Source organism: Streptomyces sp. NPDC006384, assembly GCF_042870695.1.
In the GTDB taxonomy this organism is placed as follows: Bacteria; Actinomycetota; Actinomycetes; order Streptomycetales; family Streptomycetaceae; genus Streptomyces.
Window position 1 is genome coordinate 71,326 of record NZ_JBIAHR010000017.1, and the last position, 17,833, is coordinate 89,158.

The following is a 17,833-nucleotide window of genomic DNA, read 5'->3' on the forward strand; positions in this document are numbered from 1 at the left end:
GGATGCTGCTGAGTCTGCGGGACGCGACCGTCCGCTTCGGCGGTCGGGCCGTGCTCGACGCCGTCGACCTGGACGTCGCCGAGCACGAGGTCGTGTGCGTGCTGGGGCCCAGCGGCAGCGGGAAGTCGACGCTGCTGCGCGCGGTCGCCGGCCTCCAGCCGCTGGACGCCGGGCGGGTGGAGCTCGACGGACGCGACCAGTCCGGGGTGCCCGCGCACCGGCGCGAGGTCGGGCTGATGTTCCAGGACCATCAGCTGTTCCCGCAGCGGGACGTGGCCGGGAACATCGCCTTCGGACCGCGGATGCGCGGGGCGTCGCGGGCCCGGCAGCAGGAGGACGTACGGGAGCTGCTGGAGCTGGTGGGGCTGCCGGGGGCCGGCCGCCGGTCCGTCGCCGCGCTCTCCGGCGGTGAGCAGCAGCGGGTGGCGCTGGCCCGCGCCCTCGCCCCCCGGCCCCGGCTGCTGATGCTGGACGAGCCGCTCGGCCAGCTCGACCGCTCGCTGCGGGAGCGGCTGGTGGTGGAACTGCGCGAGCTGTTCGGCCTGTTGGGCACCACCGTGCTCGCCGTGACGCACGACCAGTCGGAGGCCTTCGCGCTCGCCGACCGGGTGGTGGTGATGCGGGACGGGCGGATCGCCCAGGAGGGGACGCCGCTCCAGGTCTGGCAGCGGCCGGCGGACGCCTTCGTCGCCCGCTTCCTCGGCTTCGACAACGTGACCGAGGCGAGCGTCACCGGACAGGCCGCGGTCACCCCCTGGGGCAAGGTGCCGGTCCCCGAGGACGCCCCCCAGGGGACGCGGACCGTGCTGGTGCGGCCCGCCGGGGTCCGGCTCGTCCCCGCCGACGCCGGACTGCGCTGCACGGTCGCCGCCCGTACCTTCCGCGGCACCCACGTCGCCGTCCAGCTGCAGCCCGGGGACGCGCCGCGCCTGGAGGCGGCGTGCGCGCTGCGGGACGCACCCGAGGTCGGGGACGTGGTCGGGGTGGAGTTCGACGGGGAGGAAATCGTGGTGCTCGGTTGATCGCCCGCTCCTAGGATGCGGCGTATGACATCACTGACGTACGAGCGCTATTGCGAGGAAATCGCCCGCCAGGCAGGCGAGTTGAGGGAGCTGGTGACCTCCGGCGCCGACCTCGCCGCCACCGTCCCGACCTGCCCGGACTGGTCCCTGGAGGAGTTGGTCCGGCACACGGGCGGCGCCCTGCGCTGGGTGGAGCTGCTGGTACGCACCCGGGCGAAGGAGAACATCCCCGACGAGGAGGTCCCCGGCGTCGAGGGACCGGAAGCCCGGGGTGACGCCGCCGCGCTGGACGCCTGGCTGGCGGAGTCGGCCGCCGCCCTCGTCGGTGCGCTGCGCGAGGCCGGCCCGGACGCGAAGGTCTGGTCGTGGGGCGAGCGGCACGACACCGGTTTCTGGGCCCGCCGGATGACGCACGAGATCACCGTCCACCGCGCGGACGCCGTGCTCACCGCCGGACAGCCCTACCGCGTCGCGCCGGACGTGGCCGCCGACGCGATCGACGAGTGGCTGGAGATCGTGCAGTTCGTGCAGCGGACCGGCGCGCTCCCCCGGGCGACCGAGCTGCGTGGCCCCGGCCGCAGCATCCTCCTGCACGCCACCGACGCCGACCCGGGGCTGAACGCCGAGCGGAGCGAGACGGGGGTCCCTCCGGCCGAAGGCTGGGGGAGGCTGATCGAGCTCGGCGAGGACGGCGTCACCTGGCGCCGCGGACACGAGAAGGCCGACGTCGTCCTGCGGGGGCCCCTGACGGACGTCCTGCTCGCCTTCTACCGCAGGCTGCCGCCGGACGCCCCCGGGCTGGAGGTGCTCGGCGAGCGCGAGCTGCTGGACTTCTGGCTGGAGCGGGCCTCCTTCGGCTGACCCGGCCGGCGGCCCGCCCCCCGGCCTTCCGCCGGCCGGGGACGGGCCACCGCACGCGCGGTCACCGGCGGTTCAGCCCTGGACGGCCGCCGGGTCCATCCAGACGACCTCGAAGGTGTGGCCGTCGACGTCGTCGAAGGCGCGGCCGTACATGAAGCCGTGGTCCTGGGTCTCGCCGGAGACCGAGCCGCCGGCCGCGACCGCCTTGTCGATCATCTCGTCGACCTTCTCGCGGCTCTCCGCGCTCAGCGCGATCAGCACCTCGCTGGACTTCGTCGAGTCCACGATCTCCTTCTTCGTGAACTGGCGGTACTTCTCCGGCGTGTGCACCATCACGACGATGGTGTCGCTGAGCGGGATCGACGCGGTGGTGTCGTCGCTGAACTGGGCGTTGATCTCGTAACCGAGGCCGGTGAAGAACTTCTTCGAGGCGTCGAGGTCGTCGGTGGCCAGGTTCACGAAGATCATCTGCTGGTACATGGGGGCCTCTCCCGTCATCGCGGTGCGCTGTCGTGCCGTTGTGGTGCCGTTGTGGTGCCGTTCGCTGGATCAGACGGGAGAGGCGGGCGGAAGTCATCGGCGGACGGGAGATTTTTTCCGGGACGTTCTTCGGCAGCGTTCCTCAGCGGGCCAGGGGCAGCGCGGCCAGCGCCGCGACGAGCAGGGTCAGCGGGCCGAAGAGGACCAGCAGCGCGCCGGCCCGCACCGCGGCGGCGGCACGCAGCGTCGACGCGGGCGCGCCCAGCCGCAGCAGCGCGGCGGTGGTGTCGGCGCGGTTCTGCCTGGCCTCGACGGCCGCGGTGAGCAGGGTGGCCACGGCGCAGCCCGCGACGACCGCGGCGCCGAGGGTGCCCAGGGGGCCGGGGAACGGTCCGTCCGTGTCGTACAGCGTCGCCACCGCGTAGGCCGCGGACGCGACGGCGCAGACCACGCCCAGGGGGCGGCCGACACGGTCCGACTCGGCCATCAGGACGCGGCCGGCGAGGAGGCGCAGGGCGCCGGGGCGGACGGCCTGCAGGAGGCGGCCGCACAGGTGGGTGAGGCCGGGGCCGGCCAGGGCGAGGCCCAGGGCGGTCAGGGCGAGGCCGAGGAGGACGCCGGCGGAGGGGGCGGAGGCGGCCGTGTCACCGGCGTAGGTCTCCACGGTGAGGCCTGCGGCCAGGACGGTGATGCCCCAGGGGAGGGTGGTGGTGCCCCGGCGGGACGGGGCGGCCGGGGGGCCTGCGGAGTCCGGGGTGCCCGGTGCGGGCGGGGGGACGTCCACCGCGGCGGACGGGGGACGGGATCCGCCCGCCGGGACGAGCGGGGCGCCGCCCCCGGAGGAGGAAGCGCCGGCGCCCGCCGTCGCCTCGGCGGTACGGCGGCTCGCGGGCTCCGCGGCGTGGGCGTCGACGAGTTCCGCGCCGCACACGCCGGGCGAGCCGGCGGGAGTCGCGGCGGCGGGGCCGGGGGCCCGGCGGGCACCGTAGCGGCCGTAGGCGCCGAAGGTCTCGCGGGCCGCGCCCCAGGCGTACGCGCCGAAGCGGCCGTAGCGGCGGGTGCCGGTGGCGGTCGTACGTGTCTCGCGGGGCCGCAGGGTCAGGGCCACCGCGGCGGACGCGGTCGCCGGGACCAGCGTCAGCAGGGTGACGGCCGCCGGGTAGGGGAGGGACAGGCCGACGGCGAGGGAGTCGGCCACGGCGCCGTCGACGGGCCCGCCGGACAGGTCGCCGCGCAGGCGGAGGAAGGCGAGCAGGGCCGCCAGCGAGCCGAGTGCCGCGGCCAGGGCCGTGGTCGTCGCGGAGACGGCCATCAGCCGGCCGGGGCCGAGGCCGACGGCCGACAGACCGGGCCGGGGCCGGGTGCCCGGGTCGGTGCGGGCCACGGCGACGGCGAAGTACACGGTGGCGGCGAGCGGGGCCGCGCACCAGGCCAGCCGGAGCGCGGAGGCGCCGGGCGCGTGAGGGTGGCCCATCGCGTGGCCGAGGGCGCACAGCAGCAGGAAACCCGTGCCCGCCGAAGCGGCCGTCACCAGCAGGCGGCGCAGCTGGACGGCGAGCCGGGCGCGACGGGTCAGACGGAGAGCGAGCACGCCGCCCGGCCTTCCGTCGCGGGGCCGCCGGAGGCCACCGTGGTCTCGGCCACCGGCGGCAGGTGCACGGTCCGCACCCGACGCCCGTCGAGCAGGGACACGGTGCGGTCCGCGAGGGCGGCGGTCTGCGCGTCGTGCGTGGCGAGCACGACGGTGATGCCGTGCGAGCGGGCCGCCGTGGTCAGCGTGCGCAGCACATGGGCGCGGTCGGCGCGGTGCAGGGGGGCCGTCGGCTCGTCGGCGAAGAGCACCGAGGGGGCGACCGCGAGCGCGCGGGCGATGCAGACGCGCTGCCTCTCGGCCTGCTGGAGTTCGTGCGGGCGCCGGCGGGAGACGTCGCCGACGTCGAGGCGCTCCAGCCACTCGGTCGCCGCCGTCCTGGCCCGGCGCCGGCCGGTGCCGCGCAGCATCAGGGGCAGGGCGGTGTTCTCCCAGACGTTGAGTTCCGGGACGAGGACGGGGGAGGGGTCGATCCAGGCGAACCGGTCGCGGCGCAGCCGTTCCCGGCCGAGCGGGCCCATGGTGTGCACGGGCACGCTGTTGAACCACACCTCGCCGTCCTGCGGCCGGACCAGACCGGACAGGCAGCGCAGCAGGGTCGTCTTGCCGCTGCCGCGCGGGCCGCCGACGGCGAGGATCTCGCCCTCCCGGACGCCGAGCGAGACGCCCTGCAGGGCGGGCGAGCCGTCCTGGTGCTGGAAGTGCAGGGCGCGGGCCCAGAGCACGTCGTTGTCCGGCCGAGCCTCCATGGGCGTACACCTCGGTTCTGATCCGTGTTTCCCCGTCACGTCCTCCGTCCGGGTGAACGAAGGCGGGGCCGATCGGTCACGAGGCACCGTAGGCAGCGGCCGGTCGGGGGCCGGACAGCACGCGGCCCCGGGCCGCCGTTTCTCACTCGAACGGTCGGCGCCGGGGCCGGTGATGATCATCCGTAAGGATGACCGGAGCTCCGTGGTGCGCGCGCCGGGGTGCGGCGCCGCGGGATCAGAGCTTCGTCCACGCCTCCGTCAGCGTGGCGCGCAGGATCTGCTCGATCTCGTCGAAGGTCTCCTGGTTGGAGATCAGCGGCGGGGCGAGCTGGATGACCGGGTCGCCGCGGTCGTCGGCACGGCAGTACAGGCCGTTGTCGAAGAGCGCCTTGGAGAGGAAGCCGTACAGGACGCGCTCGGTCTCCTCGTCGTTGAACGACTCCTTGGTGTTCTTGTCCTTGACCAGCTCGATGCCGTAGAAGAAGCCGTTGCCGCGGACGTCGCCGACGATCGGCAGGTCGAGCAGCTTCTCCAGGGTGGCGCGGAAGTTGCCCTCGTTGTCGAGGACGTGCTGGTTGAGGCCCTCGCGCTCGAACAGGTCGAGGTTGGCGAGGCCGACCGCGGCGGAGACCGGGTGGCCGCCGAAGGTGTAGCCGTGCAGGAAGGTGTTGTCACCCTTGTAGAACGGCTCGGCCAGGCGGTCGGAGACGATGCAGGCGCCGATCGGGGAGTAGCCCGAGGTCATGCCCTTGGCGCAGGTGATCATGTCCGGGACGTAGCCGAACTTGTCGCAGGCGAAGGTCGTGCCGAGGCGGCCGAAGGCGCAGATGACCTCGTCCGAGACGAGCAGCACGTCGTACTGGTCGCAGATCTCGCGCACGCGCTGGAAGTAGCCGGGCGGGGGCGGGAAGCAGCCGCCGGCGTTCTGCACGGGCTCCAGGAAGACGGCCGCGACGGTGTCCGGGCCCTCGAAGAGGATCTGCTGCTCGATCTGGTCGGCGGCCCAGCGGCCGAAGGCCTCCGGGTCGTCGCCGAACATCGGGGCGCGGTAGATGTTGGTGTTCGGCACCTTGTGCGCGCCCGGGACGAGCGGCTCGAAGGGGGCCTTCAGGGCCGGCAGGCCGGTGATCGACAGGGCGCCCTGCGGGGTGCCGTGGTAGGCGACCGCGCGGGAGATGACCTTGTACTTGGTCGGCTTGCCGATCAGCTTGAAGTACTGCTTGGCGAGCTTCCAGGCGGTCTCGACCGCCTCGCCGCCACCGGTGGTGAAGAAGACCTTGTTGAGGTCGCCGGGGGCCTCGTTCGCCAGGCGCTCGGCCAGCTCGACGGCCTTCGGGTGGGCGTAGGACCACACCGGGAAGAAGGCGAGCTCCTGCGCCTGCTTCGCGGCGGCCTCGGCGAGCTCCGTGCGGCCGTGTCCGGCCTGGACCACGAACAGGCCGGCGAGGCCGTCGAGGTAGCGCTTGCCCTTGTCGTCGTAGATGTGGGTGCCCTCACCGCGGACGATGGTGGGGACGGGGGCGTTCTCGTACGACGACATGCGGGTGAAGTGCATCCACAGGTGGTCGTAGGCGGTCCTGCTGAGGTCCTTGGGGCTGTCGGTACTCACGATTATCGGGTTCCCCACATGTAGGTCTGCTTCTTGAGCTTGAGGTAGACGAAGCTCTCGGTGGAGCGCACTCCGGGTACGGCCCGGATGCGACGGTTGATGACCCCCAGGAGGTGGTCGTCGTCCTCGCAGACGACCTCCACCATCAGGTCGAAGGAGCCCGCGGTCATCACCACGTACTCGCATTCGGGCATGGCCGCCAGCGCGTCGGCGACGGACTCCACGTCGCCCTCGACGTTGACGCCGACCATCGCCTGCCGGCGGAAGCCCACGGTGAGCGGGTCCGTCACGGCGACGATCTGCATCACGCCCTGGTCGAGCAGCTTCTGGACGCGCTGGCGCACGGCCGCCTCGGACAGGCCGACGGCCTTGCCGATCGCGGCGTACGGACGGCGGCCGTCCTCCTGGAGCTGTTCGATGATGGCGAGGGAGACGGCGTCCAACTGGGGTCCGCCGTTCCTGGACTCGCGGGAGTCCCTGGGGTCTGCGCTTCGACTGGCCACGACTTCACTGTGCACGACGTATCGACAGTTTTGCAAGGCGAGATCGATGAAATCCGTTGTCTGGAACTCTTCAGTCTGCGGATTTCGCAATCCCGAGGGGAGCAGGGGTGTTGAAAACGTCGGCTCTGCGTCTAGGGTGGTGTCTCAGTGTTCGGACACCCGGCTCCCCGGGGTCCCGGCGCTGACAGATCCGAAGTAGACACCGAACTTGGAGGGCCGGCTGTGAGCACCGAGCTGCGTCGTCTGCGCAACTACATCGACGGTGAGTTCCGGGACGCCGCCGACGGACGGACCACCGAGGTGGTCAACCCCGCGACGGGCGAGGCCTACGCGACCGCCCCCCTGTCCGGGCAGGCGGACGTCGACGCCGCCATGGCGGCCGCCGCGGCGGCCTTCCCGGCCTGGCGCGACACGACCCCGGCCGAGCGGCAGAAGGCCCTCCTCAAGATCGCGGACGCGTTCGAGGAGCGGGCCGAGGAACTGATCGCGGCGGAGGTGGAGAACACGGGCAAGCCCATCGGGCTGACCCGCTCCGACGAGATCCCGCCGATGGTCGACCAGATCCGCTTCTTCGCGGGTGCGGCCCGGATGCTGGAGGGCCGCTCGGCCGGCGAGTACATGGAGGGCCTGACCTCCATGATCCGCCGCGAGCCGATCGGCGTCTGCGCGCAGGTCGCGCCGTGGAACTACCCGATGATGATGGCCGTGTGGAAGTTCGCCCCGGCGCTCGCCGCGGGCAACACGGTCGTCCTGAAGCCCTCGGACACCACCCCCGCCTCCACGGTCCTGATGGCCGAGATCATCGGCTCGATCGTGCCCAGGGGCGTCTTCAACGTCGTCTGCGGCGACCGCGACACCGGCCGCCTGATGGTCGAGCACGAGACCCCGGCGATGGCCTCCATCACCGGCTCGGTGCGGGCCGGCATGTCGGTCGCCGAGTCCGCCTCCAAGGACCTCAAGCGCGTCCACCTGGAGCTGGGCGGCAAGGCGCCGGTCGTGGTCTTCGAGGACACCGACATCCCCAAGGCCGTCGAGGGCATCGCGGAGGCGGGCTACTTCAACGCCGGCCAGGACTGCACCGCCGCCACCCGCGTGCTGGTCCACGAGTCGATCCACGACGAGTTCGTGAGCGCGCTCGCGAAGGCCGCGTCCGAGATCAAGACCGGCATGCCGGACGACGAGGACGTCATGTACGGCCCGCTCAACAACCCGAACCAGCTCAAGCAGGTCTCCGGGTTCATCGAGCGGCTGCCCGCCCACGCCAAGGTCGAGGCCGGCGGCCACCGGGTCGGCGACAAGGGCTACTTCTACGCCCCCACCGTCGTCTCGGGCCTCAGGCAGGACGACGAGATCATCCAGAACGAGGTCTTCGGCCCGGTCATCACCGTCCAGTCCTTCCGCGACGAGGACCAGGCCGTGGAGTGGGCCAACGGCGTCGACTACGCGCTGGCCTCCTCGGTGTGGACCAAGGACCACGGCCGCGCCATGCGGATGTCGAAGAAGCTCGACTTCGGCTGCGTGTGGATCAACACCCACATCCCGCTGGTTGCCGAGATGCCGCACGGCGGCTTCAAGAAGTCCGGCTACGGCAAGGACCTGTCGGGCTACGGCTTCGAGGACTACACGCGGATCAAGCACGTGATGACGTCGCTGGACGCGTGACACCCGTGACACCACCGGACGCGTGACGCGTCCGCCGTACGGCCCCGGACGGGAGGTGACGTCCGGGGCCGTTCTGCTGTCCGCGGGGCGTTCCGCTCCGGGGTGTTCCGTTCGGGCCGGGGCTGTTACGGGCCCTTGTCCGGAGCCCGCCTCCCGCCTAGGGTCACGGGGAAAGTGAGAAAGCGCTTTCTAGCCTCTTTCCCGCCGCCATCCCACCGAGGACCCGCCGCATGCCATCCCCTTCGCCCGCCCCGGCCCCCCGCCTCCGTGCCGCCGTCGTCGGCACCGGCGCCATCGTCACCGGCAGTCACCTCGAGGCCCTCGCCGCCCTGAGCGAGCGCGTCGAGCTCGTCGCGGCCGTGGACGTGGACGCCGGGCGTCTCGACGCCTTCCGCGTAAGGGCCGCCGAGGCCGGTTTCCCCGGCGTCACCGGGCACACCGGCCTCACCGAGATGCTCGACCGGGCGCGGCCGGACCTCGTCCTCATCGGGACGCCGCCGGTGTTCCACCGCGAGCAGACCGTCGCCGCCCTGAAGGCCGGCGCCTGGGTGCTGTGCGAGAAACCGCTGACGCTCTCCCTCGCCGAGTACGACGAGATCGCGGCCGCCGAGGAGGCGAGCGGCGCGTACGCGTCGGTCGTCTTCCAGCACCGCTACGGCTCCGGCGCGGTGCACGCCCGCGAACTGCTCGGCGCGGGCACGCTCGGCCGCCCGCTGGTCGCCCACTGCCAGACCACCTGGTACCGGGACGCCGCGTACTACGCGGTGCCCTGGCGCGGCCGGTGGGCCACCGAGGGCGGCGGACCGGTGATGGGCCACGGCATCCACCAGTTCGACCTGATGCTGCACCTGCTCGGCGAGTGGACCGAGATCCGGGCGATGGCGGCCCGCCTGGTGCACGACACCGAGAGCGAGGACGTCTCCACCGCGCTCGTGCGTTTCGGGAACGGCGCCCTCGCCACGGTCGTCAACTCCGTGCTCTCGCCCGACGAGACGAGCCGTGTCCGCATCGACTGCGAGAGGGCCACGGTCGAGCTCACGCACCTGTACGGGCACGGCAACGACGACTGGCGCTACACCCCGGCCCCCGGCGCGCCCGAGCCGCCCGCGCCCGCCGCCGACGTGCCCAGCTCGCACACCGCGCAGCTGGCCGCGCTGCTCGACGCGTACGACGCCGGCACCCGTCCGCCCGGCAGCGGCGCCGAGGCCCGCACCACGCTGGAGTTCGCCGCCGCGCTGTACAAGGCGGCCTTCACCGGCGGCACGGTCCTGGCGGGCGAGATCGGCCCCGGCGACCCGTTCTACACCGCGATGCACGGCGGCCACCCGGACTGGAGCCCGAAGCGATGAGCGATGCCCCCGAGTCCCCCATGACCTCCAGGGCCCTCGAGGTCACCCACGTCCACGGCGAGCGCATCACCGTGCGCGCCACGGCCACCGGCACGGACCTGTTCTCGTACGTCTACCGGCCGGACCCGGACCCCTTCGAGGCGCCCAAACCCTACGTCCATCCGCTGCGCACCCTGTCCGGCAACCTGGTCTCCGGCTACCGGCCGAACGACCACCGCTGGCACAAGGGCCTGCAGATGACCGCCAGTCACCTGTCCGGGCAGAACTTCTGGGGCGGCAACAGCTATGTGCACGGCGAGGGTTACCTCCGGCTGCCCGGACGCGTCGGCTCCATGCGGCACGACGCGTTCGACGCCGTGGACGTCACGGGCGGCGAGCTGTCCTTCACCGAGTCGCTGACCTGGACCGAGAACGGCGGCACCGAGTGGGCCCGCGAGAGACGCGGTGTGCGGGTGCACTCCGTGGACCCCGGATCCGGTTCGTACGCCGTCGACTGGTCGATCGGGCTGACGAACACCCGCGCCGACGGTGAGCCGCTGCGCTTCGGCTCACCGACCACGGCGGGCCGCGAGATGGCCGGCTACACCGGACTGCAGTGGCGCGGCCCCCGAGACTTCACGGGCGGCACGGTCTTCGGCCCGCGCCCCGGTCTCTCGGGCGGCGAGCTGATGGGAACGCGGGGTCCGTGGCTCGCGTTCACCGCCGAGCACGACGAGGTCGACGCGCACTCGACGCTGGTCTTCGCGCACGCCCCCGAGAACGAGCACGCCGTCAACGCCTCGCACTGGTTCGTGCGTTCGGAGCCGGTCCCGACCGTGGCGTTCTCCTGGGCGTTCTTCGAGGAGTTCGCCCTCGGCGCCGGCGAGACCTTCCGCTACCGGTACCGGATCGTCGTCGCCGACGGCGCCTGGGACCGCGACCGGGTCGCCTCCCGCCTCGCGGAACTGCCGTGGTGAGTCAGGTGACTTGAGGCCCCGGCCCCGGCGCCCCCTGAGCTCCCGCGGTGCGCAGGGCGTGCAGGACGTCGACGCGGTTGGTGGTGACCGAGTCGACGCCCAGGGCGAGGAGCCTGCGCATGGAGCGCCGGGTGTCGGGCGTCCACGCGGACAGCAGATATCCGTCGCGGTGGACGCGGTCGGCCAGCGCCCGGTCCACCAGCGGGAACCGGTAGTTGAGCCACCGCGGCCGGAGCGCCGCCAGCAGGGCGGGCCTCGGCGGCGCGGCCGTCGTCCGGGTCAGCGCGATCTCGGCGGCCGGGTCGACGGCGCGCACGGTGAGCATGGCGGCGGCGCCCGCGCAGTAGTACACGCGGTCGCCGGCGCCGCACTCGCGCACGGTCTCCACCACCCGGCGCACGGCCTGTTCGCCGGGGCCGCCCGGCAGGTCCAGCATCACGCGGCTGCCGTCGGTCGCGGCCAGCGCCGCCACGAGCGTCGGCACCCCGCCCCCAGACAGCTCCTCCACCTCCCGCGCCGTCAGCGAGCGCAGCGGCCGGTCCCGCCCCCACAGCCGCTTCAGCGTCTCGTCGTGCAGGAGCACGGGGACGCCGTCCCGGGTGAGGCGTACGTCGACCTCGACCGCGTCCGCGCCGCGGTCCAGGGCGGAGCGCAGCGAGTCGAGGGTGTTCTCCCGGCAGCGGTACGGGTCGCCGCGGTGGCCCACGGCGGTCACCTCGCGCACGGCGGCGGCCATCAGGAGGCGAGCCAGGCGGTCGTGTACGTGTCGATCTCGTCCCGCAGCCGGGCCTTGCCCGGTCCGTCGAGGAAGGACGCCTCGACCGCGTTCTTCGCCAGTTCGGCGACACCCCGTTCGTCGAGGCCGAGGAGCCGGGCGGCGACGGCGTACTCGTTGTCGAGGTCGGTGCCGAACATCGGCGGGTCGTCGGAGTTGATCGTCACCAGCACCCCGGCGCGCGCGAACTCCTTGATCGGGTGCTCGTCCAGGGTGCGCACCGCGCGGGTGGCGATGTTGGAGGTCGGGCACACCTCCAGCGGGATCCGGTGCTCGGCGAGATACGCCAGCAGCTTCGGGTCCTGGGCGGAGCTGGTGCCGTGTCCGATGCGCTCGGCGCGCAGATCGGTGAGGGCGTCCCACACCGTCTGCGGGCCGGTGGTCTCGCCGGCGTGCGGCACCGAGTGCAGGCCGGCGGCGATCGCCCGGTCGAAGTACGGCTTGAACTGCGGCCGCGGCACGCCGATCTCGGGGCCGCCGAGGCCGAAGGAGACCAGGCCCTCGGGGCGCAGCCGGTCGTCGGTGGCGAGCCGCGTCGTCTCCTCGGCCGACTCCAGTCCGGCCTCGCCGGGGATGTCGAAGCACCAGCGCAGCACGGTCCCGAACTCGGCCTCGGCCGCCTTGCGGGCGTCCTCGATGGCGTCCATGAAGGCGCGTTCGTCGATGCCGCGCCGCGTGGAGGAGAAGGGGGTGACGGTCAGCTCGGCGTAACGCACCTGCTGGCGGGCCATGTCGCGGGCCACCTCGTACGTCAGCAGCCGTACGTCCTCCGGGGTGCGGATCAGGTCGACGACGGACAGGTACACGTCGATGAAGTGCGCGAAGTCCGTGAAGGTGAAGTAGTCGGCCAGGGCCTCGGGGTCGGTGGGGACCTTGGAGTCGGGGTGACGGGCGGCCAGTTCCGAGACGATGCGCGGGGAGGCGGAGCCGACGTGGTGGACGTGCAGTTCGGCCTTGGGCAGTCCGGCGATGAAGGCGTGCAGATCGCGCGGGACGGCGGGGTCGACGAGGTGCTCGGTCAAGGGGTTCCTCCCCGGGAACGGCGCCCGGCACCGGCGGGTGCGGCGGGACGCGGATGATCGGCTGATCGGTGGTCCGGAGATCATCGTAGGCCGGTCGTACTCCGGGAGGCCGGAGAACGTACCATGGCGGGCACGATCGACCCAGGGGGACACGACATGACGGACGCACCACGGCCCGGAGGGGATTCCGGCGGCGGTTACGACCCCTGGGCCCCGCCCGAGGGCGGGCCGTCCCTGGACAAGACGCCCCGGGCGGACGCGGGTCAGCCGCAGCAGCCCGCCGGCGGGATCCCCGGGCAGCAGCAGCCGCCCTCCGACCGGATCCCTGGGCAGCAGCCGCCCTCCGTGCACGACCAGGCCACGGTCACCTCGATGCCCGCGGCCGGCTTCCCGCCGCCCGAGTCCGCCGTGCCGCCGCCTCCGGTCGCGCCGGGCGGTCCGGGCGTCCAGGGCGACTACGGCTACCCGGGCTACCCCGGCTACCCGGGCTACCCCGGCTACCCCGGCTACCCCCAGGGATACGGCTGGTCCGGCGGCCAGACGGCACCGCAGAACGGCATGGGCACCGCGGCGATGGTGCTGGGCATCCTCGCCTGCGCCCTGTTCTGCATGTACGGCGTCGTCTCCCTGGTGCTCGGCGTCCTCGCCGTGGTCTTCGGCGTCAAGGGACGCCGGAAGGCCGAACGCGGCGAGGCCAACAACCACGGGCAGGCGCAGGCCGGTTTCGTCATGGGCATCATCGGCATCGTCCTGGGCGTCGCCGTGATCGTCCTGCTCGCCGTCGGGATCACCGCCGCGTTCAACGAGGAGTCCGGCTACGAGGACCCGTACTACGGCTCCGCGCGCCCGGTGGCGACGTCCGTGGCCGCGGAGCGCTGATCCCCCCCTCTCGCCGGGCTCCTGTGCGTGGGGGCTCCTCTACGATGACAACCGCCAACGAGGGGAGATCAGTTCATGTCGCAGACCAATCCCGGCCCCAACGGGTTCGGGGAACCGCCGCAGCTGAGCCAGCCGCCGGCGGGCGGGTACGCGTACCCGCAGTCCGCTCCCGGGTACGGCTACCCGGGCCAGCAGCAGTCCTACCCGGCCGCACCGTCGGTGGGCTACCCGCAGGCGCCCGGTTACGGCATGCCGATGCAGCCGAGCAACGGCATGGGCACCACGGGACTGGTGCTGGGCATCATCGGCGTGGTGTGCAGCCTGACCTTCTTCCTGTGGTTCTTCGGCGTCGTCCTCGGCATCCTCGCGATCATCTTCGGCGCGATCGGCCGGGGCAAGGCCAACCGGGGCGAGGCCACCAACAAGGGCGCCGGGACCGCCGGTCTGGTGCTCGGCATCGTGGCCACGGTGGTCCTGCCGGTGCTCGGCTTCGTCGCCTTCGCGAGCCTCATGAGCGTCTCCTGAGACCTGGGCGTCGTGCGCGTCCGGTCCTCACGGGACCGGACCGGTGACCGGGAAGGGGGCGGCCGCACGGCCGCCCCCTTCAGCCGTCCTCCGAGCCCCGGCCGTCGCTCCGGCCGACGGCGACAGCCGTCCTACCGCGCCTCGGCCGCTCCCCGCAGCCGCTCCCGCGCCGTCATCAGCGCGAAGCCCAGCAGGTTCGCGCCGCGCCACCGCTCCGGGTCCGTCGCCGCCTCGTCGTCCGCCGCCAGGCCGATGCCCCACACCCGGTCCACCGGGCTCGCCTCCACGAGAATCCTCCCCCAGCCTCCGGCCGGGGGGACCCCCGTCTCGCTTCGCTCGCCGGTGTTCAGCAGAAACTCACGCAGCGCCGGGTCCGAGGCGAACTTGTGGACGCTGCCCTCGACGACGATCCCGAACCGCTCCCGCTCCCACACCGCCTCGTCGAAGCCGCGCACCAGCCGGCCCGCCTTCTTCGCCTCCGCCGGATGTCCCGCGGCCAGCACCCGCCGCTCCGCCTCCGCGTCCTCGAAGAGCCGCGCCTTGCCGGCCATCATCCAGTGCTCCGCGGTCGCGTACTCCACCCCGTCCACGGTGAACGGCGACGGCCACCACTGGCTCAGACAGCCCGGTCCGATCCGGCCGTCCGGCAGCGGCCGGTGCCCCCAGAAGCACAGGTACTCGACTCTCACGCCCGACCGGATGTGTCCGAGCAGTGCTTCCCTGCTGTAGACGATCCCCGCGTCCCCCGCGTCCCCCTTCACGTCCCCCGCGGTCCCTTCCGGCGCCCCTGTGTTCCTTCGCATGCACGCGAGTCTGGCACGCGCCACGGACACTGCGTCCGGCCTTTTCCGCTGTCGCTCGACACCTGGTCGACAGATTCCGTCGCGTAACCAAATGGCAACAACGGAATCACTTGTTGGTGGTCGGGTGCTCTGTCAGGATCGGCACTCACATCGAGCCCGAGCCACACCGGCCCCCGTTCCTGGGGAGACCGAGGAGAGCCGACATGCACAACCCGGGCAACGCCACCCCGGACCGATTCCCGGCCCAGGACCGCTTCGCGGACGGGGCCCAGTACATCGCGGGCCGCCTGATCAAGGGCACCTCCGGACGCACCCACACCGTCGTCGACCCGGCGACCGGCGAGGACGTCCTCACCTACGAACTGGCCGGCCCCGACGACGTCGACGCGGCCGTCGCCGCCGCGCGGGAGGCCTTCCCCGGCTGGGCCGGCGCCACCCCGGGCGAGCGTTCCGACGCCCTGCACCGTTTCGCCGCCGTACTCGCCGACCGCGCCGAGGACTTCGCCCGCGCCGAGTCCCTGCAGTGCGGGAAGCCGCTGAAGCTGACCCGCGAGTTCGACGTGCCGGGCACGGTGGACAACGCGGCCTTCTTCGCCGGCGCCGCCCGGCATCTGCAGGGCCAGTCGGCGGGGGAGTACTCCGGCGACCACACCTCCTACGTGCGACGCGAGCCGATCGGCGTCGTCGGTTCCGTCGCGCCCTGGAACTACCCGCTCCAGATGGCCGCCTGGAAGATCCTCCCGGCGATCGCCGCGGGCAACACCATCGTGCTCAAGCCCGCCGAGATCACCCCGCTCACCTCCCTGATGTTCGCGCAGGCGGCCACCGAGGCCGGCATACCCGACGGCGTCGTCAACATCGTCACCGGCACGGGGCGGGAGGCGGGCGAGCACCTCGTCGGCCACCCGGACGTCGCGATGACCTCGTTCACCGGCTCCACCGCCGTCGGCAGGCGCGTCGCCGAGGTCGCCACCGCCACCGTCAAGCGCCTCCACCTGGAGCTCGGCGGCAAGGCACCCTTCCTCGTCCTCGACGACGCCGACCTGGACGCCGCCGTGAACGGCGCGGTCGCGGGCGCGCTCATCAACACCGGCCAGGACTGCACGGCCGCCACCCGCGCCTATGTGCAACGGCCGCTGTACGAGGCGTTCGTGGAGAGGACCGCCGCCCTCATGGACACCGTCCGCGTCGGCGACCCCTTCGCCCCGGACACCGACCTCGGCCCGCTGGTCAGCCACGTGCACCGTGACCGCGTCGCCGGCTTCGTCGACCGGGCACGCTCCTACGCGCGCGTGGTGACCGGCGGCGAGGCCCCGCAGGGCGACCTGAAGAAGGGCGCCTACTACCGGCCCACCCTCATCGCCGGCGCCGCGCAGGACAGCGAGGTGGTCCGGTGCGAGATCTTCGGGCCGGTCCTGGCCGTGCTGCCCTTCGACACCGACGACGAGGGCATCCGGCTGGCCAACGACACCCCGTACGGGCTCGCCGCCTCCGTCTGGAGCCGGGACGTGTACCGGGCGAACCGCGCCACCCGCGAGATCGAGGCGGGCTGCGTATGGGTCAACGACCACATCCCGATCATCAGCGAGATGCCCCACGGCGGATACAAGGCGTCCGGCTTCGGCAAGGACATGTCCGCCTACTCCTTCGAGGAGTACACACAGGTCAAGCACGTCATGTACGACAACACCGCGGTGGTCCGCAAGGACTGGCACCGCACCGTCTTCGGGGACCGATAGCCGTCACGCCAGGCCGCCGACCACGGCCGACCCACCCGAAAGGGCAACCACGCGCATGGAGCAGTACGAGCCCGACCGCCTGTCCCCGGCCCAAGTGGCCGCCATGCGGCGCAGTTTCACCAATGGCAGGGCCGCCCTCACCCGTCGTTCACTGCTGCGCGCCTCCGCGGGCGGCGTGCTCGCGGCCGGCGGACTCGGGACGCTGGGCGCCTGCGGCATCCCCCCGGCCGGCAAGACCGAGGGCGGCGTCTCCTCCGAGGACCGGTCCGAGAAGGAGAAGGAGATCTCCTTCTCCAACTGGACCGAGTACATGGACGTCGACGAGAGCGGCAAGCGGCACCCGACACTGGACGCGTTCACCGCGCGCACCGGCATCAAGGTCAAGTACACCGAGGACATCAACGACAACAGCGAGTTCTTCGGCAAGATCCAGCCGCAGCTCGCCGCGGGCCAGGAGACGGGCCGCGACATCATCGTGCTCACCGACTGGCTGGCCGCCCGGCTGATCCGCCTCGGCTGGGTGCAGAAACTGGACCCGTCCCGCCTGCCGCACGCCTTCACCAACCTGTCGCCGCAGTTCCGCAACCCGGACTGGGACCCGGGCCGCGCCTACTCCTACCCCTGGCAGGGCATCTCGACCGTCATCGCCTACAACAAGAAGGCGCTGGACGGCGTCGAGGTGAGGACGGTCTCCGACCTGCTCGACAACCCGAAGCTCAAGGGGCGCGTCGGCTTCCTCACCGAGATGCGCGACTCCGTCGGCATGACGCTCCTCGACATGGGCAAGGACCCGGCCCGCTTCACCGACGACGACTACGACGCGGCGATCGCCCGCCTCCAGAAGGGCGTCGACAGCGGCCAGATACGCCGCTTCACCGGCAACGACTACACCTCCGACCTGACCAAGGGCGACTTCGCGGCCTGCCTGGCCTGGGCCGGGGACGTCGTCCAGCTCAAGGCGGACAGCCCGGACATCGACTTCATCATCCCGGACAGCGGCTACCTCACGTCGAGCGACGCCATGCTGATCCCCAACAGGGCGAGGCACAAGACGAACGCCGAACGGCTCATCGACTACTACTACGAGCCGGGTCCGGCCGCGCAGCTCGCCGCCTACATCAACTTCGTCTGTCCCGTGGACGGGGTGAAGGACGAGCTCGCGAAGATCGACGAGGAAGCGGCGAACAACCCGCTGATCATTCCCGACAAGGCCATGCAGGCCCTCTCCCGGTCCTTCCGCTCACTGAGCGCGAAGGAAGAGACGGCCTACGAAGAGAAGTTCGCGAAGCTCACGGGGGCGTGACGACG

The 17,833-nt window shown here is 72.4% G+C and carries 17 protein-coding genes; 9 read left to right on the plus strand and 8 right to left on the minus strand.

The window, feature by feature from the left end; all coding sequences use genetic code 11:
- Positions 1–2 precede the first annotated feature (2 nt).
- Together ACFYOJ_RS23210 and ACFYOJ_RS23215 are read left to right on the plus strand one after the other, a co-directional pair.
- Positions 3–1,022 carry an ABC transporter ATP-binding protein gene (locus tag ACFYOJ_RS23210; protein ID WP_356553699.1) on the plus strand — a complete coding sequence of 340 codons (1,020 nt, stop codon included), beginning with the start codon at positions 3–5 and terminating at the stop codon, positions 1,020–1,022.
- Positions 1,023–1,046: 24 nt separating this feature from the next.
- Entirely contained in the window at positions 1,047–1,883 is an 837-nt protein-coding gene (locus ACFYOJ_RS23215; protein ID WP_356553697.1) for a maleylpyruvate isomerase family mycothiol-dependent enzyme, read from the plus strand.
- Between the two features lie 72 nt (positions 1,884–1,955).
- On the opposite strand, the gene ACFYOJ_RS23220 is transcribed toward ACFYOJ_RS23215, so the two are convergent.
- The 5 genes from ACFYOJ_RS23220 to ACFYOJ_RS23240 form a co-directional block, all read right to left on the minus strand.
- Positions 1,956–2,363 (minus strand): VOC family protein, encoded by a 408-nt coding sequence (locus tag ACFYOJ_RS23220; protein WP_356553695.1) that lies wholly within the window; start codon positions 2,361–2,363, stop codon positions 1,956–1,958.
- A gap of 142 nt (positions 2,364–2,505) precedes the next feature.
- Positions 2,506–3,954: a hypothetical protein gene (locus ACFYOJ_RS23225; protein ID WP_356553693.1), complete on the minus strand. Its 1,449-nt coding sequence runs from the start codon at positions 3,952–3,954 to the stop codon at positions 2,506–2,508.
- Positions 3,936–4,703: an ATP-binding cassette domain-containing protein gene (locus tag ACFYOJ_RS23230; RefSeq protein WP_356553691.1), complete on the minus strand. Its 768-nt coding sequence runs from the start codon at positions 4,701–4,703 to the stop codon at positions 3,936–3,938. Before ACFYOJ_RS23230 ends, ACFYOJ_RS23225 begins: the two co-directional genes overlap by 19 nt.
- A 235-nt stretch (positions 4,704–4,938) precedes the next feature.
- The gene (locus tag ACFYOJ_RS23235) at positions 4,939–6,312 is read right to left on the minus strand and encodes an aspartate aminotransferase family protein (RefSeq protein ID WP_356553689.1); all 1,374 of its coding nucleotides are present in this window, start codon (positions 6,310–6,312) and stop codon (positions 4,939–4,941) included.
- A 2-nt stretch (positions 6,313–6,314) separates the two neighbouring features.
- Positions 6,315–6,830, minus strand: a complete 516-nt coding sequence (locus tag ACFYOJ_RS23240) for an Lrp/AsnC family transcriptional regulator (protein WP_356553688.1) — start codon at positions 6,828–6,830, stop codon at positions 6,315–6,317.
- A gap of 207 nt (positions 6,831–7,037) precedes the next feature.
- On the opposite strand from ACFYOJ_RS23240, the gene ACFYOJ_RS23245 reads away from it, so the two are divergent.
- The 3 genes from ACFYOJ_RS23245 to ACFYOJ_RS23255 all read left to right on the plus strand — a co-directional run bounded on the left by ACFYOJ_RS23245 (position 7,038) and on the right by ACFYOJ_RS23255 (position 10,782).
- Complete coding sequence (locus ACFYOJ_RS23245; RefSeq protein WP_356553686.1) at positions 7,038–8,477, plus strand: gamma-aminobutyraldehyde dehydrogenase; 1,440 nt, start codon at positions 7,038–7,040, stop codon at positions 8,475–8,477.
- 230 nt (positions 8,478–8,707) lie between these two features.
- Complete coding sequence (locus ACFYOJ_RS23250) at positions 8,708–9,826, plus strand: Gfo/Idh/MocA family oxidoreductase (protein WP_356553685.1); 1,119 nt, start codon at positions 8,708–8,710, stop codon at positions 9,824–9,826.
- Positions 9,823–10,782 carry a PmoA family protein gene (locus tag ACFYOJ_RS23255; RefSeq protein WP_356553684.1) on the plus strand — a complete coding sequence of 320 codons (960 nt, stop codon included), beginning with the start codon at positions 9,823–9,825 and terminating at the stop codon, positions 10,780–10,782. The genes ACFYOJ_RS23250 and ACFYOJ_RS23255 overlap by 4 nt, the downstream gene beginning before the upstream one ends.
- Before the next feature lies 1 nt (position 10,783).
- On the opposite strand, the gene ACFYOJ_RS23260 is transcribed toward ACFYOJ_RS23255, so the two are convergent.
- Both ACFYOJ_RS23260 and ACFYOJ_RS23265 read right to left on the minus strand, forming a co-directional pair.
- Positions 10,784–11,518, minus strand: a complete 735-nt coding sequence (locus tag ACFYOJ_RS23260) for a glycerophosphodiester phosphodiesterase (RefSeq protein WP_356553683.1) — start codon at positions 11,516–11,518, stop codon at positions 10,784–10,786.
- The gene (locus ACFYOJ_RS23265; protein ID WP_356553681.1) at positions 11,518–12,579 is read right to left on the minus strand and encodes an adenosine deaminase; all 1,062 of its coding nucleotides are present in this window, start codon (positions 12,577–12,579) and stop codon (positions 11,518–11,520) included. Before ACFYOJ_RS23265 ends, ACFYOJ_RS23260 begins: the two co-directional genes overlap by 1 nt.
- A 156-nt stretch (positions 12,580–12,735) precedes the next feature.
- Between ACFYOJ_RS23265 and ACFYOJ_RS23270 the strand changes: the two genes are divergently transcribed.
- Entirely contained in the window at positions 12,736–13,458 is a 723-nt protein-coding gene (locus ACFYOJ_RS23270) for a DUF4190 domain-containing protein (RefSeq protein ID WP_356553679.1), read from the plus strand.
- Between the two features lie 75 nt (positions 13,459–13,533).
- Positions 13,534–13,983 carry a DUF4190 domain-containing protein gene (locus ACFYOJ_RS23275; RefSeq protein ID WP_356553678.1) on the plus strand — a complete coding sequence of 150 codons (450 nt, stop codon included), beginning with the start codon at positions 13,534–13,536 and terminating at the stop codon, positions 13,981–13,983.
- Between the two features lie 131 nt (positions 13,984–14,114).
- Here ACFYOJ_RS23275 and ACFYOJ_RS23280 read toward each other — a convergent pair whose 3' ends face one another.
- Positions 14,115–14,810 (minus strand): NADAR family protein, encoded by a 696-nt coding sequence (locus ACFYOJ_RS23280; protein ID WP_388597687.1) that lies wholly within the window; start codon positions 14,808–14,810, stop codon positions 14,115–14,117.
- A gap of 179 nt (positions 14,811–14,989) precedes the next feature.
- Between ACFYOJ_RS23280 and ACFYOJ_RS23285 the strand changes: the two genes are divergently transcribed.
- Both ACFYOJ_RS23285 and ACFYOJ_RS23290 read left to right on the plus strand, forming a co-directional pair.
- Positions 14,990–16,525 (plus strand): gamma-aminobutyraldehyde dehydrogenase, encoded by a 1,536-nt coding sequence (locus ACFYOJ_RS23285; RefSeq protein WP_356553674.1) that lies wholly within the window; start codon positions 14,990–14,992, stop codon positions 16,523–16,525.
- A gap of 55 nt (positions 16,526–16,580) precedes the next feature.
- The gene (locus tag ACFYOJ_RS23290; protein WP_356553672.1) at positions 16,581–17,828 is read left to right on the plus strand and encodes a spermidine/putrescine ABC transporter substrate-binding protein; all 1,248 of its coding nucleotides are present in this window, start codon (positions 16,581–16,583) and stop codon (positions 17,826–17,828) included.
- Positions 17,829–17,833 lie beyond the last annotated feature (5 nt).

What these genes read in the sequence shown, in the direction of transcription:
- ACFYOJ_RS23210 (WP_356553699.1), top strand. Translation starts at nt 3, where the DNA reads ATGCTGCTGAGTCTGCGGGACGCGACCGTCCGCTTCGGCGGTCGGGCC.
- ACFYOJ_RS23215 (WP_356553697.1), top strand. Translation starts at nt 1,047, where the DNA reads ATGACATCACTGACGTACGAGCGCTATTGCGAGGAAATCGCCCGCCAG.
- ACFYOJ_RS23220 (WP_356553695.1), bottom strand. Translation starts at nt 2,363, where the DNA reads ATGTACCAGCAGATGATCTTCGTGAACCTGGCCACCGACGACCTCGAC.
- ACFYOJ_RS23230 (WP_356553691.1), bottom strand. Translation starts at nt 4,703, where the DNA reads ATGGAGGCTCGGCCGGACAACGACGTGCTCTGGGCCCGCGCCCTGCAC.
- ACFYOJ_RS23250 (WP_356553685.1), top strand. Translation starts at nt 8,708, where the DNA reads ATGCCATCCCCTTCGCCCGCCCCGGCCCCCCGCCTCCGTGCCGCCGTC.
- ACFYOJ_RS23255 (WP_356553684.1), top strand. Translation starts at nt 9,823, where the DNA reads ATGAGCGATGCCCCCGAGTCCCCCATGACCTCCAGGGCCCTCGAGGTC.
- ACFYOJ_RS23260 (WP_356553683.1), bottom strand. Translation starts at nt 11,518, where the DNA reads ATGGCCGCCGCCGTGCGCGAGGTGACCGCCGTGGGCCACCGCGGCGAC.
- ACFYOJ_RS23270 (WP_356553679.1), top strand. Translation starts at nt 12,736, where the DNA reads ATGACGGACGCACCACGGCCCGGAGGGGATTCCGGCGGCGGTTACGAC.
- ACFYOJ_RS23275 (WP_356553678.1), top strand. Translation starts at nt 13,534, where the DNA reads ATGTCGCAGACCAATCCCGGCCCCAACGGGTTCGGGGAACCGCCGCAG.
- ACFYOJ_RS23285 (WP_356553674.1), top strand. Translation starts at nt 14,990, where the DNA reads ATGCACAACCCGGGCAACGCCACCCCGGACCGATTCCCGGCCCAGGAC.
- ACFYOJ_RS23290 (WP_356553672.1), top strand. Translation starts at nt 16,581, where the DNA reads ATGGAGCAGTACGAGCCCGACCGCCTGTCCCCGGCCCAAGTGGCCGCC.